At 45.2% G+C, this 19,164-nt stretch carries 21 protein-coding genes; 9 read left to right on the top strand and 12 right to left on the bottom strand.

The window, feature by feature from the left end:
- Positions 1–116 precede the first annotated feature (116 nt).
- The gene (fieF, locus tag L0991_22995; protein XGB65647.1) at positions 117–1,025 is read left to right on the top strand and encodes a CDF family cation-efflux transporter FieF; all 909 of its coding nucleotides are present in this window, start codon (positions 117–119) and stop codon (positions 1,023–1,025) included.
- Positions 1,026–1,341: 316 nt separating this feature from the next.
- The gene (gene pfkA / locus L0991_22990) at positions 1,342–2,304 is read left to right on the top strand and encodes a 6-phosphofructokinase (GenBank protein ID XGB65646.1); all 963 of its coding nucleotides are present in this window, start codon (positions 1,342–1,344) and stop codon (positions 2,302–2,304) included.
- 149 nt (positions 2,305–2,453) lie between these two features.
- On the opposite strand, the gene tpiA is transcribed toward pfkA, so the two are convergent.
- On the bottom strand, positions 2,454–3,224 hold the full coding sequence (tpiA, locus tag L0991_22985) for a triose-phosphate isomerase (GenBank protein ID XGB65645.1): 771 nt from the start codon (positions 3,222–3,224) through the stop codon (positions 2,454–2,456).
- 235 nt (positions 3,225–3,459) lie between these two features.
- Between tpiA and L0991_22980 the strand changes: the two genes are divergently transcribed.
- Both L0991_22980 and L0991_22975 read left to right on the top strand, forming a co-directional pair.
- On the top strand, positions 3,460–3,807 hold the full coding sequence (locus tag L0991_22980; GenBank protein ID XGB65644.1) for a 5-carboxymethyl-2-hydroxymuconate isomerase: 348 nt from the start codon (positions 3,460–3,462) through the stop codon (positions 3,805–3,807).
- 76 nt (positions 3,808–3,883) lie between these two features.
- On the top strand, positions 3,884–4,306 hold the full coding sequence (locus tag L0991_22975) for a DUF805 domain-containing protein (GenBank protein XGB65643.1): 423 nt from the start codon (positions 3,884–3,886) through the stop codon (positions 4,304–4,306).
- A 65-nt stretch (positions 4,307–4,371) separates the two neighbouring features.
- On the opposite strand, the gene L0991_22970 is transcribed toward L0991_22975, so the two are convergent.
- Together L0991_22970 and L0991_22965 are read right to left on the bottom strand one after the other, a co-directional pair.
- Complete coding sequence (locus L0991_22970; protein XGB65710.1) at positions 4,372–4,719, bottom strand: DUF3135 domain-containing protein; 348 nt, start codon at positions 4,717–4,719, stop codon at positions 4,372–4,374.
- Between the two features lie 117 nt (positions 4,720–4,836).
- Complete coding sequence (locus L0991_22965; GenBank protein XGB65642.1) at positions 4,837–5,463, bottom strand: transcriptional regulator; 627 nt, start codon at positions 5,461–5,463, stop codon at positions 4,837–4,839.
- Positions 5,464–5,645: 182 nt separating this feature from the next.
- Between L0991_22965 and L0991_22960 the strand changes: the two genes are divergently transcribed.
- Positions 5,646–6,293: an AcfA family outer membrane beta-barrel protein gene (locus L0991_22960; GenBank protein XGB65641.1), complete on the top strand. Its 648-nt coding sequence runs from the start codon at positions 5,646–5,648 to the stop codon at positions 6,291–6,293.
- An 18-nt stretch (positions 6,294–6,311) separates the two neighbouring features.
- Complete coding sequence (locus tag L0991_22955; protein ID XGB65640.1) at positions 6,312–6,647, top strand: NirD/YgiW/YdeI family stress tolerance protein; 336 nt, start codon at positions 6,312–6,314, stop codon at positions 6,645–6,647.
- Positions 6,648–6,759: 112 nt separating this feature from the next.
- Here L0991_22955 and glpX read toward each other — a convergent pair whose 3' ends face one another.
- Positions 6,760–7,767, bottom strand: a complete 1,008-nt coding sequence (gene glpX, locus L0991_22950) for a class II fructose-bisphosphatase (protein XGB65639.1) — start codon at positions 7,765–7,767, stop codon at positions 6,760–6,762.
- A 324-nt stretch (positions 7,768–8,091) separates the two neighbouring features.
- Between glpX and zapB the strand changes: the two genes are divergently transcribed.
- Positions 8,092–8,334: a cell division protein ZapB gene (gene zapB / locus L0991_22945; protein ID XGB65638.1), complete on the top strand. Its 243-nt coding sequence runs from the start codon at positions 8,092–8,094 to the stop codon at positions 8,332–8,334.
- Between the two features lie 101 nt (positions 8,335–8,435).
- On the opposite strand, the gene rraA is transcribed toward zapB, so the two are convergent.
- The 7 genes from rraA to priA all read right to left on the bottom strand — a co-directional run bounded on the left by rraA (position 8,436) and on the right by priA (position 16,390).
- Entirely contained in the window at positions 8,436–8,954 is a 519-nt protein-coding gene (rraA, locus tag L0991_22940) for a ribonuclease E activity regulator RraA (GenBank protein XGB65637.1), read from the bottom strand.
- A 73-nt stretch (positions 8,955–9,027) separates the two neighbouring features.
- Positions 9,028–9,945 (bottom strand): 1,4-dihydroxy-2-naphthoate polyprenyltransferase, encoded by a 918-nt coding sequence (locus tag L0991_22935; protein XGB65636.1) that lies wholly within the window; start codon positions 9,943–9,945, stop codon positions 9,028–9,030.
- 189 nt (positions 9,946–10,134) lie between these two features.
- Positions 10,135–11,475: an HslU--HslV peptidase ATPase subunit gene (gene hslU, locus L0991_22930; GenBank protein XGB65635.1), complete on the bottom strand. Its 1,341-nt coding sequence runs from the start codon at positions 11,473–11,475 to the stop codon at positions 10,135–10,137.
- 56 nt (positions 11,476–11,531) lie between these two features.
- Positions 11,532–12,080, bottom strand: coding sequence for an ATP-dependent protease subunit HslV (gene hslV / locus L0991_22925; protein ID XGB65634.1), 549 nt, complete (start codon positions 12,078–12,080; stop codon positions 11,532–11,534).
- A gap of 201 nt (positions 12,081–12,281) precedes the next feature.
- A complete protein-coding gene (gene ftsN / locus L0991_22920; protein ID XGB65633.1) occupies positions 12,282–12,821 on the bottom strand; it encodes a cell division protein FtsN in 540 nt (179 codons plus the stop codon).
- Positions 12,822–12,943: 122 nt separating this feature from the next.
- Complete coding sequence (gene cytR / locus L0991_22915) at positions 12,944–13,948, bottom strand: DNA-binding transcriptional regulator CytR (protein XGB65632.1); 1,005 nt, start codon at positions 13,946–13,948, stop codon at positions 12,944–12,946.
- 240 nt (positions 13,949–14,188) lie between these two features.
- The gene (gene priA / locus L0991_22910) at positions 14,189–16,390 is read right to left on the bottom strand and encodes a primosomal protein N' (GenBank protein XGB65631.1); all 2,202 of its coding nucleotides are present in this window, start codon (positions 16,388–16,390) and stop codon (positions 14,189–14,191) included.
- Between the two features lie 330 nt (positions 16,391–16,720).
- Between priA and rpmE the strand changes: the two genes are divergently transcribed.
- Together rpmE and L0991_22900 are read left to right on the top strand one after the other, a co-directional pair.
- Positions 16,721–16,939 (top strand): 50S ribosomal protein L31, encoded by a 219-nt coding sequence (rpmE, locus tag L0991_22905; protein ID XGB65630.1) that lies wholly within the window; start codon positions 16,721–16,723, stop codon positions 16,937–16,939.
- A gap of 333 nt (positions 16,940–17,272) precedes the next feature.
- Complete coding sequence (locus tag L0991_22900; protein XGB65629.1) at positions 17,273–18,562, top strand: malate dehydrogenase; 1,290 nt, start codon at positions 17,273–17,275, stop codon at positions 18,560–18,562.
- 143 nt (positions 18,563–18,705) lie between these two features.
- Here L0991_22900 and metJ read toward each other — a convergent pair whose 3' ends face one another.
- Positions 18,706–19,026, bottom strand: coding sequence for a met regulon transcriptional regulator MetJ (gene metJ / locus L0991_22895; GenBank protein XGB65628.1), 321 nt, complete (start codon positions 19,024–19,026; stop codon positions 18,706–18,708).
- Positions 19,027–19,164: the final 138 nt, after the last annotated feature.

Here is a 19,164-nt window from a genome sequence, read left to right as displayed (position 1 = left end):
CGGCCGAGAGCCGCTTTTTTGATCCCTAAAAATGAATGTCTTACATCCTAGCTGTCATATTCAATTGATTGTTTGCAGGTTATACTTTGTGCTATCAGTCACTTTATAGCCAAGTTATGAAACAAGAATACGCACGTTTAGTTACGCTGGCCGCTTGGGCTGCGACCACCATTGCCACTATTTTGTTAATAGTGAAAGTCGCGGCGTGGTGGGTGACAGGTTCGGTGAGCCTGTTGGCTTCCGTGGTCGATTCCATGTTAGATATTGCCGCTTCGGTCGTTAACTTATTGGTGGTTCGATACTCTCTTCAGCCTGCCGACAAAGAACATACCTTTGGTCACGGTAAGGCGGAATCACTCGCTGCATTAGCACAGGCGATGTTTATTTCGGGCTCTGCCTGTTTCCTCATTCTTAATGGTGTCGAGCGCTTCTTTAGACCTCATGAGCTCAACTCTCCAGAAATCGGTATTTATGTCAGCTTGTTCGCGATAGTGATGACATTTGGTCTGGTTCGATTCCAAAAACACGTCGTTAAGAAAACGGGCAGCCAGGCTATTGCTGCGGATTCACTGCATTATCAATCTGACCTGTATATGAACGCGGCCATCATGTTGGCTCTGGGGTTAAGCTGGTTTGGCATTGGTCAGGCGGACTCAGTATTTGCGGTAGGCATTGGTATTTATATTCTTTATAGCGCTTACCAAATGGCGATGGAGGCGATTCAATCTCTGCTCGATCACAAGTTGCCTGATGAAGAGCTAAAGCAGATAAAAGAGACATCCTTGAGTGTGGAAGGAGTACTCGGTGTGCATCAGCTCAGAACTCGTCGTTCAGGTCCGATTCGCTTCATTCAATTGCACTTAGAGTTGGAAGATGAGATGCCACTTATTGAAGCGCATCGCATTTCTGACGAAGTAGAGGCTAAGCTTATCTCAGTGTTCCCTGATGCTGATGTATTAATTCACCAAGACCCGTATTCGGTGGTGTTTGGGCCTGAGAAGCAACAAAAATTTCATTCGTGGTAACGAGCACGAAAACTAGGCAGCAAATGGTAAGTGGGTGGCTTTTGAACTAGAGTGAGTAGAAATTGCGAACTCTTTGGTGATTCAAAAACCACCTTAGTAACAATTAATGTTGATTCTGATGTGAATCAACAAAGTTACTGAGTAAAACTGTAATACTCTTACAGAAGTAGAAATGTTACATAATTTTTCGCGATTTAAGTGCTATTCCTGTTGAGGAAATGTAACATAACGCACAAATATAGATTTAAAATCTTGTTGATATACAATCAGCAAGAACAAGAATTGAATAATAGATTCCCAAAAATCGAGGGTGAGCATGATTAAGAAGATCGGTGTTTTGACCAGTGGTGGTGACGCTCCAGGCATGAACGCAGCAGTTCGTGGCGTAGTTCGTACCGCGTTATCACTTGGCATTGAAGTTTACGGTATTTACGATGGCTACCAAGGCCTTGTTGAGAACCGTATCGTAAAGCTTGACCGTTCAAGCGTGTCTGATGTGATCAACCGTGGTGGTACTTTCTTAGGCTCTGCACGTTTCCCTGAGTTCAAAGACGTTGCTGTTCGTGAGAAAGGTATCGAGAACCTAAAAGAGCACGGTATCGAAGCACTTGTTGTTATCGGTGGTGACGGTTCTTACATGGGTGCTAAGAAACTGACTGAAATGGGTTACCCATGTATCGGTCTTCCAGGCACAATCGATAACGACATCGCTGGTACTGACTACACAATCGGTTACCTAACAGCGCTTAACACTGTTATTGATTCTATCGACCGTCTACGTGACACGTCTTCTTCTCACCAACGTATTTCTATTGTTGAAATCATGGGCCGTCATTGTGGTGACCTTACGCTTATGTCAGCAATCGCAGGTGGTTGTGAGTACATCATCACCCCTGAAACTGGTCTAGATAAAGAGCAGCTAATCGGCAACATCCAAGATGGCATTGCTAAAGGTAAGAAGCACGCAATCATCGCTCTAACTGAGCTAATGATGGATGCGAACGAGCTGGCTAAAGAGATCGAAGCAGCAACGGGTCGTGAAACTCGTGCAACGGTTCTTGGTCACATCCAACGTGGTGGTCGTCCTACTGCGTTTGACCGTGTACTTGCTTCTCGCATGGGTAACTACGCTGTTCACCTTCTTCAAGAAGGTCACGGTGGTCGTTGTGTTGGTATCGAGAAAGAAGAGCTTGTTCACCACGACATCATCGACTGTATCGAGAACATGCAGAACCCAGACCGTTCTGAGCTATTCCGCGTAGCTGAAGAGTTGTTCTAAGCCACGCCGAGCGTAAGCTTATAGAATTTAAAAACCGCTGATTTATCAGCGGTTTTTTTGTGCCTGCTTGCTTAGATTCATAAGTGGCAAGCAACAAAAAAGGCCAACCTAAGTTGACCTTTCATTCAATTTAAACAGTGATGTCTAAATTAAGCTTTTGCTTTAGCTGCTGCTTTAGCGATAGCTGCGAAACCAGCTGCGTTAAGAGCTGCGCCGCCAACTAGAGCACCATCGATGTCTGGTTGTGCGAAGTAAGCTTCAGCGTTTTCAGGCTTAACAGAACCACCGTATTGGATGATTACTTGCTCAGCTACTGCTGCGTCTTTTTCAGCGATCATTGCACGGATAGAAGCGTGGATGCGTTGTGCATCTTCAGCTGTTGCTGCTTTACCAGTACCGATAGCCCAGATTGGTTCGTAAGCGATGATTGCGCCGTTTAGAGCTTCAACACCGTAAGCGTCGATAACTGCGTTGATTTGACGTGCACATACTGCTTCAGTTTCGCCAGCTTCGTTTTGCTCGTCAGATTCACCGATACAGAAAACTGGCTTCAGGCCGTTCTCTTGTAGGAATTTGAATTTCTTAGCGATGAACTCGTCTGATTCGTTGTGGTACTCACGACGCTCAGAGTGACCGATGATGATGTGAGTCGCACCGAAGTCTTTCAGCATTTCTGGAGACATGTCGCCAGTGAAAGCACCGCTGTTGTTTAGGTCAGTGTTTTGAGCACCTAGGATGATTTTGTTACCGCCTTCAGCGATTAGACGCTCAGCTAGATCGATGTAAAGTGCTGGTGGAGCTACTGCTACGTCTACACCTTCAACGCCTTCAAGTTCAGCGTTAAGACCAGTTAGCAGCTCAGTTACCATTGCTTTGCTACCGTTAAGTTTCCAGTTACCCATCACTACAGGACGACGCATAGGAATATCTCCGTATTTAATCAATTAATGTAAAAAATCTTCGTAAGAATATAACAGATAAAACGCGTTAGATCATGATTGTGGTCATGTCTTTATGGGATCTTATCGATTGGTCAGAGTAGATACTGACCTTATATCAGTGATCCGACAGACAGAATAATAGCTAACTTCTCGGTTTTTTCATCGTTAGTTGGTATTAAGGGACAAACGTTTGCGTTAACAATAGGAAGTAATAATGCCGAATCTAGTTCTAGAGTACTCAAATTCAGTGGATGAGCGAGTGAATATCCAAGGTTTACTAGAAGATCTTCATCAAGTTACATTAAACTGTGGCTTGTTTGATGTTCCGTCTGTGAAATCACGTTCTCTGCGTTGTCATAACTGGCTAGTCGGTGATGAAGAAGACAGTGTGGACTTTATTCATATCAGCTTTGAGTTACTTTCCGGGCGTACCGAAGAACAGAAGCGGGAATTGTCACGCTCGTTAATGCAAATCTTACAAGAACAGGCGAGCCATGTTCGAAGCCTAACGGTTAATATTCGCGATATGGATAAAAGCTGTTTTCAGAAAGTGATTAACTGATTCGCTTAAGAAAGTGATAAACGGGCTATTAGCTGCTAACTTTTTGGTAGCGTATTAATTTTTTGAGTATTTTTAGATGTCGATGAAAGATTTACTGCTCTCTTTCAAAGGGAGAATTGGTCGTAAGACTTACTGGATGTGGAACATTTTCTACTATGTCGCGATCACCGGTTTTGCCTCTGGTATTTCGGTACTGTTTCCAGCGTACTCTTATATCCTACTACCAATCTTCTTATTGCTCCTGGTGATTCCAGACTTGGCGGTAACGGCCAAGCGTTGGCATGACCGTAACAAGTCTAACTACTGGCTACTATTGAATGTTCCGTTGGTACTAGGGCGCTTGGTTTCACCTGCTGCAGCAACAACGGCGGATTCGGTATCACCAATGCACATGGTGGCAACGGTAGCAGCATTAGTGTGTGGCTTATGGATTTTGATTGAATGTGGTTTGTTGAAAGGCACAGAAGGCCGCAACGATTACGGTGAAGATCCAGTATAAGAGTTTTCAGCAGTTAATATAAAGGGAGCATCAGGCTCCCTTTTTGCGTTCTGGAACTATCAGAACTAATACATTTTTGGTTCAGTGTTAGGTCTGAATGGAACCACATTTTCAGGCTGAGGCTCTTCTAAGGTACAGCGTCCTTGGAGTGCGTCTTGGAACTTGCAAACCTGACAGCGCAGCTCTTGCATTAGCACGACATTGACGTGGTGAGGGTTTTTACAACGGCTGACGACTAAATCGAGATGGCTTTGCTGAGCGCGAAGTCTGCCTTGCATACTTTCAGAAGCGGAGCAGATCATCTGCTCACACATCTCGTGTTTGAATTGGTTGAATGCTTTAGGATCGTTTTGAGCAAGTTGAACCAGTTCATCAAAAGGGGGCAGTTTTTGCTCTGGTTGTGGATGTGCCATCATTCCTTCCTTAGCATTAAGCATGTTTCATATGCTTTAAGCTTAAGAAAGATTTTTGTGTAAATTTTGTTCGATCTTTTGGTTTCTCAATATTGAGACAAGATCAATAACTTAGCGTTAAGCGGTAGCGACAGGCACTAAGGTGTAGGTACAGCGTCGTTCGCCAGCAATAATATGCTCAGTTCGGCTGACATGGCACTCACCTTTTAGTAGCTCGGTGAACACGTTGAGCTCAGATTGACACAAGCTTGGGCAACGAGTCGCAGCTTTACAAATAGGGCAGTGGTTTTCAATCAAGATGTAGTGATCGTCGTGTTCTTTCAGTTCTGCCATGTAGCCTTCTTCTTCACGAAGTTGGGTGAGCTTTTCCAGCTTACTGATTAGATTTTCACAATCAGACAGGGCAGATTGATACTGTTTTAAGGTGTGTTGTTCACGCTCGGCAGCGACTTTAGCTAGGCCTTCTTTTCCGAATAGATTTTCTACCGCATCAATGACTTGAATCGTAAGTTCACCATGACGGTCTGAAAACTGACTATGGCCGTGCTGAGTAAGAGACCAGTGACGGGTCGGACGACCGACTTTCACTTTGACGTCATGAAACGCGAGAATGCCATCATCTTCCAGGCTTTGCAGATGTTGCCTTGCACCCATTGTCGTCATACCAAACTCTTCAGATAGCTGTTTGGCCGTAACTGCGCCTTGACGCTTAATGGTCTGTAAGATTTTGTCGCTTGTTTTCATACTATCCCTACCTCATGAACCTTACTATTATGAGGCAAGGTGTTTATAAAGCAAACCATTTACTATTTTGTCATTTTCTCTACGCTATGTTTATAAATATCTGAGAATTTTCTTTTTCTTCACGATCACTTCACGAGCGTTTTCTGATAATGCCTCTATCGAAATAAAGAGGTAGAAACACTGTGAAAAAAACAATCCTAGTAGCCCTTGCCCTAAACTCATTTTCAGTTGCTGCTGCGCCTTATGTTGGTTTGGAATACGGATTTGGTTCGACAGACCACGATTTTGAAACGTCTTTTCAGGCTGATGGCGTGAACCTTAACCCTGAACTAGAAGACGGTATTTTAGGTGGCTTCGTTGGTTACTCTATCAATGAATCATGGGCGATTGAGTTGGGTTACAGCCAATTTGAACTTGATGATGAGCGTTCAAAAAATATGGGTATTGTTGATATTGAAGGCCAGATGTATCAGCACGAAATGGAGTGGGACTCTTCAATCAAAGCCAAACAAATCACGCTTTCGCCGGTGTTTAGCTATGCCGTTAACGACAAATGGACAACGAAAATTAAGGCGGGCGTGACTTACACGCAATATGAGTCTTCGGTACGTAAGTCAGAAGAGTTCGAGCTTGTAGTCAACGATGATGTCGAACTGAATAACACACTTTCCCATCGTTCAGAAAAAAATGATGAGCTTGGTGCTATGGTTTCAATTGGTGCGGAATACGAAATCACTGCTGGTTTCACTGTGGGTGCCAACGCCAAATACCAACTGGATAGCTATGCTAATACCGCTTCACTGAATGTTAGTTCGACTTACTACTTTTAACGCTAGGGAATCATCATTATGAACAAACTACTTTTCACTATGACACTTGCTCTGATGTCGAGTTCGGCAATGGCTGCGTTTAATGGCCCGAGCGCTCCGGCGGTGAGTAATGTTGAACAAGCTAAGAGCGCGGCAGATGATAGTTTTGTGGTGCTAACTGGCCATATTGTGCAATCTCTAGGAGGTGAGCTCTACTTGTTTAAAGACGCGAGTGGTGAGATTGAAGTGGAGATCGATCATGAAAACTGGATGGGACAAGAGGTCTCGCCACAAGATACCGTGACAATCCGTGGTGAGGTCGATTCTGAGTGGACGACGACTCAGATTGATGTCGATATGATCCAAAAAATCTAATCGCTATTTGTTAAAAAATCCCCACTAACTCAGTTAATGGGGATTTTTGTATAAGCCGAAGAGGCACTTGCACTCTAAGGCTATTGTCTATTCGCTGTAAACCGGAGGTGGATTACAGGATATGACCAACCACTTCTGGGTCTTTACGCTCTAGGTAGTGGATTGATTTGATGCGGCGAATCGTACGGCAGCGGCCACGGATAAGCAGGGTTTCGGTGGTCGCGATATTGCCTTGACGAGAAATGCCTTCTAGCAGGTCACCCTTAGTGATGCCCGTTGCTGAGAATACTACGTTGTCGCTGCGAGCCATGTCTTCCATCTTTAACACGATACCAGCGGTTACGCCCATTTCAGTACAACGCTCTAGCTCAAGCTCACCGTGTTTACGGTTCTCTTCTGTATCGCCTTTCACTTCGTGACGAGGTAGGAGACGACCATGCATGTCACCATCTAGTGCGCGAATTACTGCGGCAGAAACTACACCTTCAGGTGCGCCGCCGATGCAGTACATTACGTCAACTTCGCTGTCTGGCATACAGGTTAGGATAGATGCTGCTACATCACCATCTGGCACTGCGAATACACGAACGCCCATCGCTTGCATCTCTGCAATTACTTGGTCGTGACGTGGCTTAGCCAGTGTGGTTACTACTAGCGTATCGAGTGTTTTACCCAGAGCCTTAGCAATGTTTACTAGGTTTTCTTTTAACGGTAGAGCTAAGTCGATAGCGCCTTTAGCACCAGGGCCAACTACTAATTTTTCCATGTACATATCAGGCGCTTTTAGGAAGCTACCTTTTTCGCCTGCAGCCAATACTGCCAATGCATTTGATTGGCCCATTGCTGTCATGCGCGTCCCTTCAATTGGGTCAACTGCGATGTCGACAGCGTCGCCGCCCACACCTACGTTTTCACCGATGTATAGCATAGGTGCATCATCGATTTCGCCTTCACCAATAACAATTTCACCGCTGATTTCGGTTTTGTTTAGTAGACTACGCATGACTTCTACAGCAGCGCCATCTGCAGCGTTTTTATCGCCACGGCCAAGCCACTTGTAACCAGCCAGTGCTGCACCTTCTGTGACACGAGAGAATGACATTGCTAAATCGCGTTTCATGCGGACTCCAAAATTTTCAAAGGGGGAATAGAAATTTCGCGGCGGATTTTACCATATCCAAAAGGAAACGTTTGCCTTTTTGCTTTTTGCAGATTGCTTTTGATCAATGAGCAGTGAAAAACCACTAATATTCATCAAAATAATTAGTTTGCGAGTGTGGCTGTAAGAATTAACGTCAATATTCGGTAAAAAGCGCTGTTTTTTTCATCGAATGGCGCAAAATATCGAATATATTGAGTGTTTATCCTTGCTCTGCTGAGTAGAATGGGGAAATAAGTGGAGTGAACCTTCACCATCAAATGGATAACTTAAAGGTAGGCCAGAATGTCTTTTGAAGTACTAGAGCAACTAGAAGCAAAAATTCAAACAGCAGTAGATACGATTGCACTTCTTCAAATGGAAGTGGAAGAGCTTAAAGAAGAGAAACAAGCACTAGCAACAGAAGCTGGTGAACTGAAAGCAAGCCGTCAAGAGCTAGAGCAAAAAACTCAACAGATGCAAGAAGAGCACTCTGCATGGCAAGACCGCATCCGTAACCTTCTTGGTAAAATGGATGAAGTAGAGTAATTTACTCTTCAGATTTAAAAAAACGCCCGCTACTCAGTAGCGGGCGTTTCTGTTTCTGTTTGTGTTCTTGGTTATTGTGAGTGACTTATGAAGAGCTAGAACTACTCGACTTCTTCTTCATCAACATCAAGGTCAAGTTCAACGTCTAAAGGTTCGGCTGAAAGAATAATGCCCGTATTGTCGGCGTAGAGGTAATCTTCCGGTAAGAAGGTTACGCTGCCAAAGTTAACGGGTACATCTAGCTCACCGACACCATCTTGGCTTGCTCCAACAGGAATAGAAGCCAGTGCTTGAATACCTAGGTTCATGTCTTCCAGCTCATCGACTTCGCGAACGCAGCCATACACCACAATACCTTCCCATTCATTGTCTTCGGCAAGTAGGGCCATCTCGGCATCAATCAATGCTTTACGCAGTGAGCCGCCACCATCGATTAACAACACACGCCCTAGACCGTCTTGCTCTAGTACCGAGCGAATCAAAGCGTTGTCTTCAAAGCACTTTAATGTCGTGATCTGTCCTGCAAAAGAGGCACGTCCACCAAAGTTGCTGAACATTGGCTCCACGACATCAACTTGATCCAAATATATGTCGCACAGTGCTGAAGTGTTGTATTCCATTAGTATACCTTTTGAACAATGAGCTTACTTTGAGTATATCGGTGCTTGATCCCTTTGCAATGATTAGTCTCAATTAACTCAATAGAGTTTGAGCTACGACAACCCCTGCAAACAATAGGTTAGTGACCAGCGAGCATTTCACGATAACAGGCATCATAGGTGCAATTTGAGCGGGTTTTTCTGTTTCCCAAACCGCTTTACCATGTTTGTAGACAATAAGAATACTGAGTAAAAACGGCAGGCTGATCCAAACGGGTTTTTCTTGAATCAGTAGGTAAATCGCGAAAGAGACAAGTGCACAACCAAGCAGAGCAAAATGGTATTGCTTAGCTTTACGTTGCCCCAAGCGAACCGCCATGGTGCGTTTACCACATTCACTGTCGTTTTCGATATCACGCATATTGTTGATATTGAGTACTGCAACCGCCATCAATCCACAACCCAATGCAGGAAGGAACAGGCTTGGTTCAACATGACCTGTATGTAGGAAGTAAGTACCTGAAACGCCTAATAAGCCAAAGAAGATAAATACCGATAAGTCGCCAAGGCCGATATAACCATAAGGCTTATTACCCACGGTGTAAGCGATCGCGGCAACAATAGCTAATACACCTAATGCGATGAAAGACAGAATACTTTCAATTGAGGTTAAGGCATGGAAAATCAAAATCAGTCCAGCAATCATGGTAAACACGATGTTGAGGATGATTGCTTGCTTCATGGTTTGAGCCGTCACCGCACCGGATTGCATGGCGCGCATTGGACCTAAGCGGTTTTCGTTGTCTGTACCTTTTACTGCATCACCGTAGTCATTCGCCAGGTTCGACAAAATCTGTAATAGGGTGGCGGTTAAAAAGGCCAGCAGAGCGATCGATAAAGAGAACTGACCGTTGGCGAACGCTAAACTACTTCCTGTAAGAATAGAGACGAGTGCGAGAGGCAGAGTTTTTGGTCGTGCGGCATCAAGCCAAATCATAAGAGATTGTTTCATCGTAAGTCTATTTCGTTGTAAGGACACCTTGATTAGCAGGGCGCCTATATTGTAAGTATTGGTTTCATGCGGTGATTTGAGTATACGCCCATTTTTCAGGTAATAAAAAGCCCACTCGAAAGTGGGCCTTGAATTCGCTTATTAGCTGCTATTTCTTTGAGATAGAGCAATAAGTTGGAGTTTCGTGTGCTACAGGATGAAGCGGCTTAGGTCTTCGTCTTCAACGAATTCACCAAGCTTCGAGTTCACGTAAGCTTCATCGATCACTAGCGTGCTACCAGCTTTGTCTGTTGCATCGAATGAAATCTCATCCATCAAACGCTCCATCACAGTGTGTAGACGACGTGCACCGATGTTCTCAGTGGTTTCGTTTACGCGCCATGCTGCATCAGCGATCTGGTTGATGCCGTCTTCAGTAAACTCAATGTTCACATCTTCCGTCTTCATTAGGGCAATGTATTGCTCTGTAAGAGACGCTTTTGGCTCAGTTAGAATGCGTTTGAAGTCATTCGCTGAAAGTGCTTCAAGTTCAACACGAATTGGTAGACGACCTTGCAGTTCAGGGATCAGGTCTGATGGCTTAGCCACTTGGAATGCACCTGATGTGATGAATAGGATGTGGTCAGTTTTCACCATGCCGTGCTTAGTCGATACTGTGCTGCCCTCGATAAGAGGCAGTAGGTCACGTTGAACACCTTCACGAGATACGTCTGGGCCTGAGCTGTCGCCACGCTTACAGATTTTGTCGATTTCATCGATGAATACGATACCGTTGTTTTCAGCGTTGAAGATCGCGTTCTCTTTCAGCTCTTCCTGGTTCACAAGCTTAGCGGCTTCTTCTTCCGTTAGGGCTTTGAATGCGTCTTTGATTTTCATCTTACGCTTTTTCTTGGTGTCGCCAGCTAGGTTTTGGAACATGCCCTGTAGCTGGTTCGTCATCTCTTCCATACCTGGAGGTGACATGATTTCAACGCCCATTTGTGGTGCTGCTACATCGACTTCGATCTCTTTGTCGTCTAGCTTACCTTCACGCAGCTTCTTGCGGAAAATTTGGCGAGTGTTTGAAGAAGTAGAATTTTCGCTTGATTGCTCGTTCTGACCCCAAGCATCGCGTGCTGGTGGTAGAAGGGCGTCAAGGATGCGCTCTTCAGCTTGTTCTTCAGCGCGGTATTTTACTTTTTCCATCGCTTGTTGGTGCGTCATCTTGATCGCAACATCCGTTAGGTCGCGGATGATGGTCTCAACTTCTTTACCAACGTAGCCAACTTCAGTGAACTTGGTTGCTTCTACTTTGATGAACGGTGCGTTTGCTAGCTTCGCTAGGCGGCGAGCAATCTCGGTTTTACCAACACCAGTTGGGCCGATCATCAGGATGTTCTTTGGTGATACTTCAACACGCAAGCTCTCTTCAAGCTGCATACGACGCCAGCGGTTACGTAGTGCGATAGCCACTGAACGCTTAGCGTTGTCTTGGCCGATAATGTGGCGATTGAGTTCGTGAACAATTTCGCGAGGAGTCATCTCAGACATGGTTTTTCCTTAATTCTTTAATCACTGTTGATACAAGTTTTGGGTAGAAGCGTTTGTTATTCTGGCTTTGGTAGCTCAACAGTGCTTTCTAGTTCTTCAACAGTGTGGTGATGGTTGGTGAACACACAGATATCGCCAGCAATATTCAGCGACTTTTCTGCGATTTCACGTGCATCTAAATCAGTATTTTCTAATAGTGCCGTAGCCGCTGCTTGAGCGAAGTTACCGCCTGAACCGATCGCAATCAGGTCGTTCTCAGGTTGAACTACGTCACCGTTACCTGTGATGATCAGTGAAGCGGTTTCGTCAGCTACCGCTAGTAGTGCTTCTAATTTACGTAGAGCACGGTCACTACGCCAATCCTTCGCTAGCTCAACGGCAGCTTTGGTCAGGTGGCCTTGGTGCATTTGCAGCTTGCTTTCAAATTTTTCGAATAGCGTGAAAGCATCAGCGGTACCGCCAGCAAAACCAGCCAGTACTTTATCATTGTATAGGCGACGCACTTTACGAGCATTGCCCTTCATTACAGTGTTGCCTAGAGATACTTGTCCATCACCCGCGATGACGACTTTATTATTACGACGTACAGATACAATGGTAGTCACGAGTAGGGCCTCTTAATGTTCTTATCTTTGGGTATAAAAAGTATATGAGGATGGTGCTCGGATAATTCAAGGAATCACAAGTGATGTCGCGCAACTTATCGGTGTAAGTTTAAGAGAAGATAGAAAAAGCGTTGAATAAAAGAAAGCCTCCACAATGGGAGGCTTTCGTTGTTTGTCTTTTTTGCGACTGTTTTACTGGAATTACTCGGTGTCTTTCCAGATAGCGCAAGGCTCTATTTTAGCACGCTGCAGCTTGTGGCGGTCTCGCTCTGCATCACGCTTAAGTTTGTATGGTCCTAGTACCACGCGATACCAGCTGCTGCCATCTTTCTTACGGATTTCACTCGAGATACCCTGGAAGGCGATATCTAACTTACGTGCTTCTGCCTGAGCTGAAGTTTTGTAGGCGCCACATTGCATGATGTAAGGGATCTTCGAGACCTCTTGCTCTTTGGCTTTCACTTCAATTTCGCGACTTGGCAGCGTTTCAACGTAGTCCCACTTCTCTTCTGGAGGTGGCGGAATTACTTTAGCTGGTTTTGGCTTAGGCTTTGGTTTGCTCACTACTGGAGCCGGTGCTGGTGGCTCTGGGTCATTACTCAATAGGTAAAGTCCGTAACCAAACCCGCCAACAAGGAGGATCGCCAAAAGACCACTACGCCATGGTTTACGGCGAGGGGCTTGTTTTTTGGTCGGTTTTTTCGTGCCACGACCACGCTTCACATAATCTCTATTAGCCACAAGACAATTCAGTAGTTGGTAATTCTGCTCTCATGGTAATCCAGATTGCGCGAGGATAATAGTGTAGAAATGGAAGCGGCACATCAAAATGTGCCGCAGATTTATATGGGTATTTCTAAGATTTACATTCGAGGTGGTGCCGTACTGCCTCGAACCACTAGGCTGGCTTCTAGCAGACGCGAACCTGCTTGCACATCGTTGCCTTTTAGTAGGTCTAGCATCATCAACATCGCTTGGCGTCCAATCTCATAACGAGGTTGAGAAATGGTGGTTAGCGGTGGATCGCAGTACTGAGCGAATTGAATATCATCAAAGCCAACAACAGACAAATCTTGAGGCACTCGTAAACCGAGTTTCTTAGCTTCTTGAATCGCACCAATTGCCATCGCATCGTTGTGACAGAAAATAGCGGTTGGTTGCTCTGGTAGCGCTAACAGTTGACGAACTGCTTGAGCACCCGCTTCGAAGGTAAAGTCACCGATGGTGCTGTAGGCTGGGTTCATTGACACGCCAGCACGACGCAGCGCTTGTTGGTAACCTTGCTGACGGAACTTACATAGGGTTGCTGACATTGGGCCAGAGATTTGAGCGATACGCTTATGACCCAATTGAGCAAGGTAGTTCACGGCTTCGAATGCAGAAGTCAGGTTATCGATGTGTACCGTAGGAAGTTCAAGCTCTGGTGCGAACTCACACGCCATTACCATAGGAGGTAGGTTCTTTTGTTCAGACTTACTGACATCGAACGGGTGGTCGGTGCCTAGTAGTAGCATGCCGTCTGCTTGTTTGGTGAAAACGAGATTAACAAACGAAGATTCGCGTTTTTTCTGTTGGCCACTATCACCCAGTAGGACGAGGTAATCATTTTCGACAGCAGCATCTTCGATACCACGAATGATTTCTGCGAAATACGGGTCACAGATATCAGGAACGATAGTAATGATGGTTTTTGATTCGTTGCGACGTAAATTTCTAGCTAATGTATTGGGTGAGTATCCAGCTTCAAGTACGGCTGTTTCCACTCGTTTGCGAGTCGAAACTGAGACTTTCTCAGGATTCATCAAAGCTCGTGATACGGTAGCCGTTGAGACGCCTGCTAGCTGGGCAACATCCTTCATTGTCGCCATAAATTAAACCCTCTTTTAAGTTCCTTTGCTGCCTAAGTATCTAAGGCGTGAATAATAAATGTAATCGAATAGATATTATGAAAGTGTTGCTAACACTTTTTTTATTGCAATATTTTATTCGTTTCATCTGCGTAAAGTTACGGCTAGATTAACAAAAATCACATGACTCGTGTGAACTTGCTCACGAGAAATATGAAATATTTGTGAACAAATTTATCATTAGTTTTAACCCGAAGGGGTTTAGCTCAAGTCTTGCGGCTCTATATCGAGCGACCAACGAACTTTTTTCGCGGCAGGTAACATATTAATTGCCGGCTTCGCACTCATTAATAGCTTCTGCATAAGTGAGCGAGTCTGTGTTTGTAAAATCAATTGCCAGCGAGATTTACCCGCTCGCTTCGCCAGTGGCGCAGGGGTTGGCCCTAACACCATGCAATACTGGTCAAACAGTGGGTGTGACTCCAGTGTATGACGAACCTGACGTAAGAACTCTTCCACCAAGCGAGTGTCGTTCGCTTCTGCTCGGAACAGCGTCATAAAGGTATAAGGCGGCAACATCGCTTGTTTACGCTCTGCTAAGGCCGTTTGAGCAAAGTGGTTGTAGTCTTTGTGCAGCAGTGCTTGCAGTAATCCGTGCTCTGGGTGATGGGTTTGTAAGATCACCTCACCAGGCTTACTCGCACGCCCTGCACGCCCTGCCACTTGAATAAATAGCTGAGCAAGGCGCTCAGAGGCTCGAAAGTCACTGCTGTATAAAGAACCATCGACATCCAATAACGCCACGAGTGTCACGTCAGGGAAGTGGTGGCCTTTAGCTAACATCTGGGTGCCGATAAGAATCTGGTATTCACCTTTGCGAATCGATTCGAGTGCGCTTTCTAGGCTGCCTTTACGGCGAGTGCTGTCGCGGTCAATACGAATGGTTTTGTATTCGGGGAATAACTGACCAAGCTGCGCTTCCAATTGTTCGGTACCTACACCGACCGTTACCAAGTTTGCTGATCCACAGCCTTGGCAGTTATGCACAATATGTTGTTGTGAGCCACAATGGTGGCAGCGCATCTCGTTGCTGTATTGGTGATAGGTGTAGTAGGCATCGCAGCGCTTACACTCTGCTGTCCAACCACAATCGTGACACATCAATGCCGGAGAAAATCCTCGGCGGTTGAGGAACAGCATTACCTGGTTACCTGATTTTAAGTGTCGTTGCATCTCGGCAATGAGTGACGCAGACAAGCCACTTTCCAGATATTCACCTTTTACGTCCAACACTTTATTGGTGGTGGGTAGTGCGACACCGGCACGTGAGGTCAGAGTCAGGTGGCTGTACTTACCGATTTGCGCGTTGTGCAGTGTTTCGAAAGCAGGGGTTGCAGAGCCTAATACCACTGGAATCTGCGCTTTGTGCGCACGCATGATCGCCACATCACGAGCATGGTAGCGTAGGCTATCTTGCTGCTTATATGAGGCGTCGTGTTCTTCATCGACAATAATAATGCCCAAATCGGCAAACGGAGTGAACAGAGCTGAACGAGTACCAATCACAATGCCGGCAATTTTATCGCGAGCTGATAACCACGCATTTAGGCGCTCTGAATCGTTTAGACCTGAGTGGATAACCTCAACAGGCACATTAAAGCGTCGCTTAAAGCGGTTGATGGTTTGTGGTGTTAGGCCAATCTCTGGCACTAGCACTAAAGCTTGTTTACCTTGGTCGAGAATCGGCTTAATCATATTCAGGTAGACTTCCGTCTTGCCTGATCCCGTGACACCTTCTAAAAGGAAGCAACCAAAGCTGTTTTGACTATTTACCGTTGCAATTGCGATGGCTTGCTCTTCGTTGAGCTTAGGTTTGTCTTGGTCGTCTTCGAGGTCGGCTGGCCACGGTTGGCGTTTCGGCTTTTTCTCAACCGATTCAATCCAACCTTTCTCTTCCAGTGTTTTGAGAACAGTACTTCCTACCTCTTGGTCGATGAACTCTTGATGAGGAACGGCACCGTGCTCCAACATGTGCATGACTTTGGCTTGCTTGACCGCGCGACCAAAGCCTTGCATCAACTGATCTCTACCTGACGGCGTTAGCTGCCACTCAACCAAAGTTGCGAAGTCTGCCGCTTTGCCTTTACGTAAAGCGCTGGGCAGGGCATTGGCAAAGGTTTCGCCAAGTGGGTACTGATAGAACTGACTGCACCAGGTTAATAGTGAGTAGACAGAATCCGGCCAAACAGGCTGGTTATCTAGTAACGCTTTTATCGGTTTGAGCTTGTCTAGTTCGAATTCTGATTCGTTAACCAGAGCCGTGACAATCCCAGTTAAGGTTTGTCGTCCAAAAGGCACAGAGACTCGACCACCAATAATCGGAAATAGGTGGCTTGGAATCTTGTAATCGAACTGCTTGTCGAGTGGGACAGGCAGCGCCACACGGGCAATCATTGGACGCATAAAGGGACGGCTTTATCTGAGTTGACGAGAGCGAACAGTCTAAAGGATAAGGCGGTTAAATTCGAGAAACAGTTTGGCTGACAAGGGGAAGTGAGTGCCTGAAAGTCGCTGCCGCCAAAGAATTTCAATAGATGAAGAAAATAATATCAATATTGGCGAAAAATGTATCAAATCAGTTGATCCTACCTCACAGATTCATTACTATACTGCGCCTTAAAGGTATGGCTTCATCGCGTTTTAGTGATAAGCGGTGTCTTTATTTTATTTTTTAACAACGTGTGGTGTCCGGCTTAGAATCGGATGGCGACACGGCCTAATTGAGGTTTTCCCATGAAAGTTGGTATCCACCCAGAATACAAAGCAGTTACTGCTACTTGTTCTTGCGGCAACACATTTGAGTTCAACTCAACGCTAGCAAAAGAATCAATCCACCTAGACGTATGTGACAAATGTCACCCGTTCTACACTGGTAAGCAACGTATCGTAGATACAGGCGGCCGTGTTGATCGCTTCAACAAGCGTTTCGGTGCTCTTTCTAGCAAGAAGTAATTCTCGCTATTTAGACATAAAAAGGACACTTCGGTGTCCTTTTTTGTTGCCTGAAATTCGAGAAAATACAAACTTTCCCCTCAAGCTTTCATTCTCTCCTGCACTAAGCGGCTTACCTCAATATTGAAGGGTAATTCTTAGCTTATTACTCATCACTGCAAATCCGCTCGAAAGTTCAACAAGCGATAGTAATTTCAACTGCTCACTGGTCTTATTAGTAGTGAAATCTCGTTTTTTAATGAGACAGAGGCCTTTACCACCTAGGAACTTTGAAGTACATCCATTAACATGAACAAGATCCCCCTAATAATAATATCCTAGGAACCTACACCTATGTCTGAAGACAGCCGCCAAGACCAATCCTCTCAAGAATTATCACCTCAAGAACAATTCCGTCAGCAAGCTCTTGATTATCATGAGTTCCCAGTTCCAGGCAAAATTGCCATTGAGCTGACGAAGCCTGCAAACTCTGCAGAAGACCTAGCACTTGCTTACAGCCCAGGCGTGGCTGAGCCAGTTCGTGAGATCGCACAGAACGTAGATAACGTTTACAAGTACACAGGTAAAGGCAACATGGTTGCAGTTATCTCTAACGGTACAGCGATTCTTGGCCTAGGTAACCTTGGTCCAATTGCTTCTAAACCAGTAATGGAAGGTAAAGCGCTACTGTTTAAGCGTTTCGCTGGTTTAGATTCTATCGATATTGAAGTAAAACACCGCACAATCGATGAGTTTGTCGATACGGTTGCGAACATCGCAGATACATTCGGTGGTATTAACCTAGAAGACATCAAAGCACCAGACTGTTTTGAGATTGAACGTCGCCTGATTGAGCGTTGTGATGTACCAGTATTCCACGATGACCAACACGGTACTGCGATCGTAACAGCTGCAGGTATGCTGAATGCGATTGAGCTTCAAGGTAAGAAGCTAGAAGAATGTAAGATCGTTTGTTTAGGTGCTGGCGCAGCAGCGGTTGCATGTATGGAACTGCTGATTAAGTGTGGCGCTCAGCGTGAGAAGATCTACATGCTTGACCGCAAAGGCGTGATCCACACTCGTCGTGATGACCTAAACGAATACAAAGAGCTGTTCGCAAATAACACAGATAAGCGCACGCTTGAAGATGTAATCGAAGGTGCTGACCTATTCTTGGGTGTATCAGGTCCTAATTTGCTTCCAGCAGAAGCACTAACCTTGATGGCTGATAAGCCAGTTGTGTTTGCATGTTCAAACCCAGATCCAGAGATCAAACCTGAGCTTGCACACGAAGTTCGTTCTGACCTTATTATGGGTACGGGCCGCAGTGATTACCCTAACCAAGTAAACAACGTACTTTGTTTCCCATTCATTTTCCGTGGTGCACTTGATGTACGTGCAAGCGAAATCAATGACGAAATGAAGCTAGCGGCAGTAAAAGCGATTCGTGACCTAGCGAAAGAAGAAGTACCAGCGGAAGTACTAAAAGCAGCGGGTGAGACGTCACTTGAGTTCGGTAAGGGTTACATCATTCCTAAGCCTATGGACCCACGTCTACTTCCTCGCGTAGCGAAAGCAGTAGCAGAAGCGGCCGTTGAATCTGGCGTTGCACGTATTGAGATGCCTGCTAACTACATGGCATAGAAGCTAAACAAAATAATAAAAAACCGACTCATCTGGAGTCGGTTTTTTTATGTCTCTTATTCACAGAACACTGAAAATACGAATCAGTAATGTGAACATTCAGCTAAAGCGAATCAATATTGAAGGCAGTGACTGAGTTATTGTTATTCTTCGTCAAACGCTTCGAACTCGATACCCATCTCTGTCATCAGCTTTTTCACTTCTGCAGGAATATCATCTGGGCGGTCTTTACGAAGGTCTTCATCCGTTGGCAGTGGTTGGCCTGTGTACGCATGTAGAAAGGCTTCGCACAGTAGCTCACTGTTTGTTGCATGGCGAAGGTTGTTGATCTGGCGGCGAGTACGCTCGTCAGTAAGAACCTTTAGCACTTTTAAAGGGATAGAAACTGTAATCTTCTTTACTTGTTCGCTTTTCTTTCCATGCTCAGCATATGGGCTTATGTATTCACCATTCCAGTCGGCCATTGCGTACCTTCATCACTTTAGTTGTTAGATTAAATTAATAGTGGTGATTTTAGCGGGATTTACCGCCATAAGCAAAGACATATAGACGTCTAGAAGTGTTGACGTCTCACGTTTATGAAAGTAAAGTGAATAACATAT

This window comes from Vibrio chagasii, assembly GCA_041879415.1.
GTDB lineage: Bacteria > Pseudomonadota > Gammaproteobacteria > Enterobacterales > Vibrionaceae > Vibrio.
This window is presented reverse-complemented; position numbering and strand designations above follow the sequence as displayed.

Coding starts and splice junctions, on each gene's coding strand:
- priA (XGB65631.1), bottom strand. CDS start 16,390: ATGCGTCCAATGATTGCCCGTGTGGCGCTGCCTGTCCCACTCGACAAG.
- rpmE (XGB65630.1), top strand. CDS start 16,721: ATGAAAGTTGGTATCCACCCAGAATACAAAGCAGTTACTGCTACTTGT.
- tpiA (XGB65645.1), bottom strand. CDS start 3,224: ATGCGTCGTCCTGTAGTGATGGGTAACTGGAAACTTAACGGTAGCAAA.
- fieF (XGB65647.1), top strand. CDS start 117: ATGAAACAAGAATACGCACGTTTAGTTACGCTGGCCGCTTGGGCTGCG.
- metJ (XGB65628.1), bottom strand. CDS start 19,026: ATGGCCGACTGGAATGGTGAATACATAAGCCCATATGCTGAGCATGGA.
- glpX (XGB65639.1), bottom strand. CDS start 7,767: ATGAAACGCGATTTAGCAATGTCATTCTCTCGTGTCACAGAAGGTGCA.
- L0991_22965 (XGB65642.1), bottom strand. CDS start 5,463: ATGAAAACAAGCGACAAAATCTTACAGACCATTAAGCGTCAAGGCGCA.
- L0991_22980 (XGB65644.1), top strand. CDS start 3,460: ATGCCGAATCTAGTTCTAGAGTACTCAAATTCAGTGGATGAGCGAGTG.
- L0991_22935 (XGB65636.1), bottom strand. CDS start 9,945: ATGAAACAATCTCTTATGATTTGGCTTGATGCCGCACGACCAAAAACT.
- pfkA (XGB65646.1), top strand. CDS start 1,342: ATGATTAAGAAGATCGGTGTTTTGACCAGTGGTGGTGACGCTCCAGGC.
- cytR (XGB65632.1), bottom strand. CDS start 13,948: ATGGCGACAATGAAGGATGTTGCCCAGCTAGCAGGCGTCTCAACGGCT.
- rraA (XGB65637.1), bottom strand. CDS start 8,954: ATGGAATACAACACTTCAGCACTGTGCGACATATATTTGGATCAAGTT.
- zapB (XGB65638.1), top strand. CDS start 8,092: ATGTCTTTTGAAGTACTAGAGCAACTAGAAGCAAAAATTCAAACAGCA.
- L0991_22970 (XGB65710.1), bottom strand. CDS start 4,719: ATGGCACATCCACAACCAGAGCAAAAACTGCCCCCTTTTGATGAACTG.
- L0991_22955 (XGB65640.1), top strand. CDS start 6,312: ATGAACAAACTACTTTTCACTATGACACTTGCTCTGATGTCGAGTTCG.
- hslU (XGB65635.1), bottom strand. CDS start 11,475: ATGTCTGAGATGACTCCTCGCGAAATTGTTCACGAACTCAATCGCCAC.
- L0991_22900 (XGB65629.1), top strand. CDS start 17,273: ATGTCTGAAGACAGCCGCCAAGACCAATCCTCTCAAGAATTATCACCT.
- L0991_22975 (XGB65643.1), top strand. CDS start 3,884: ATGTCGATGAAAGATTTACTGCTCTCTTTCAAAGGGAGAATTGGTCGT.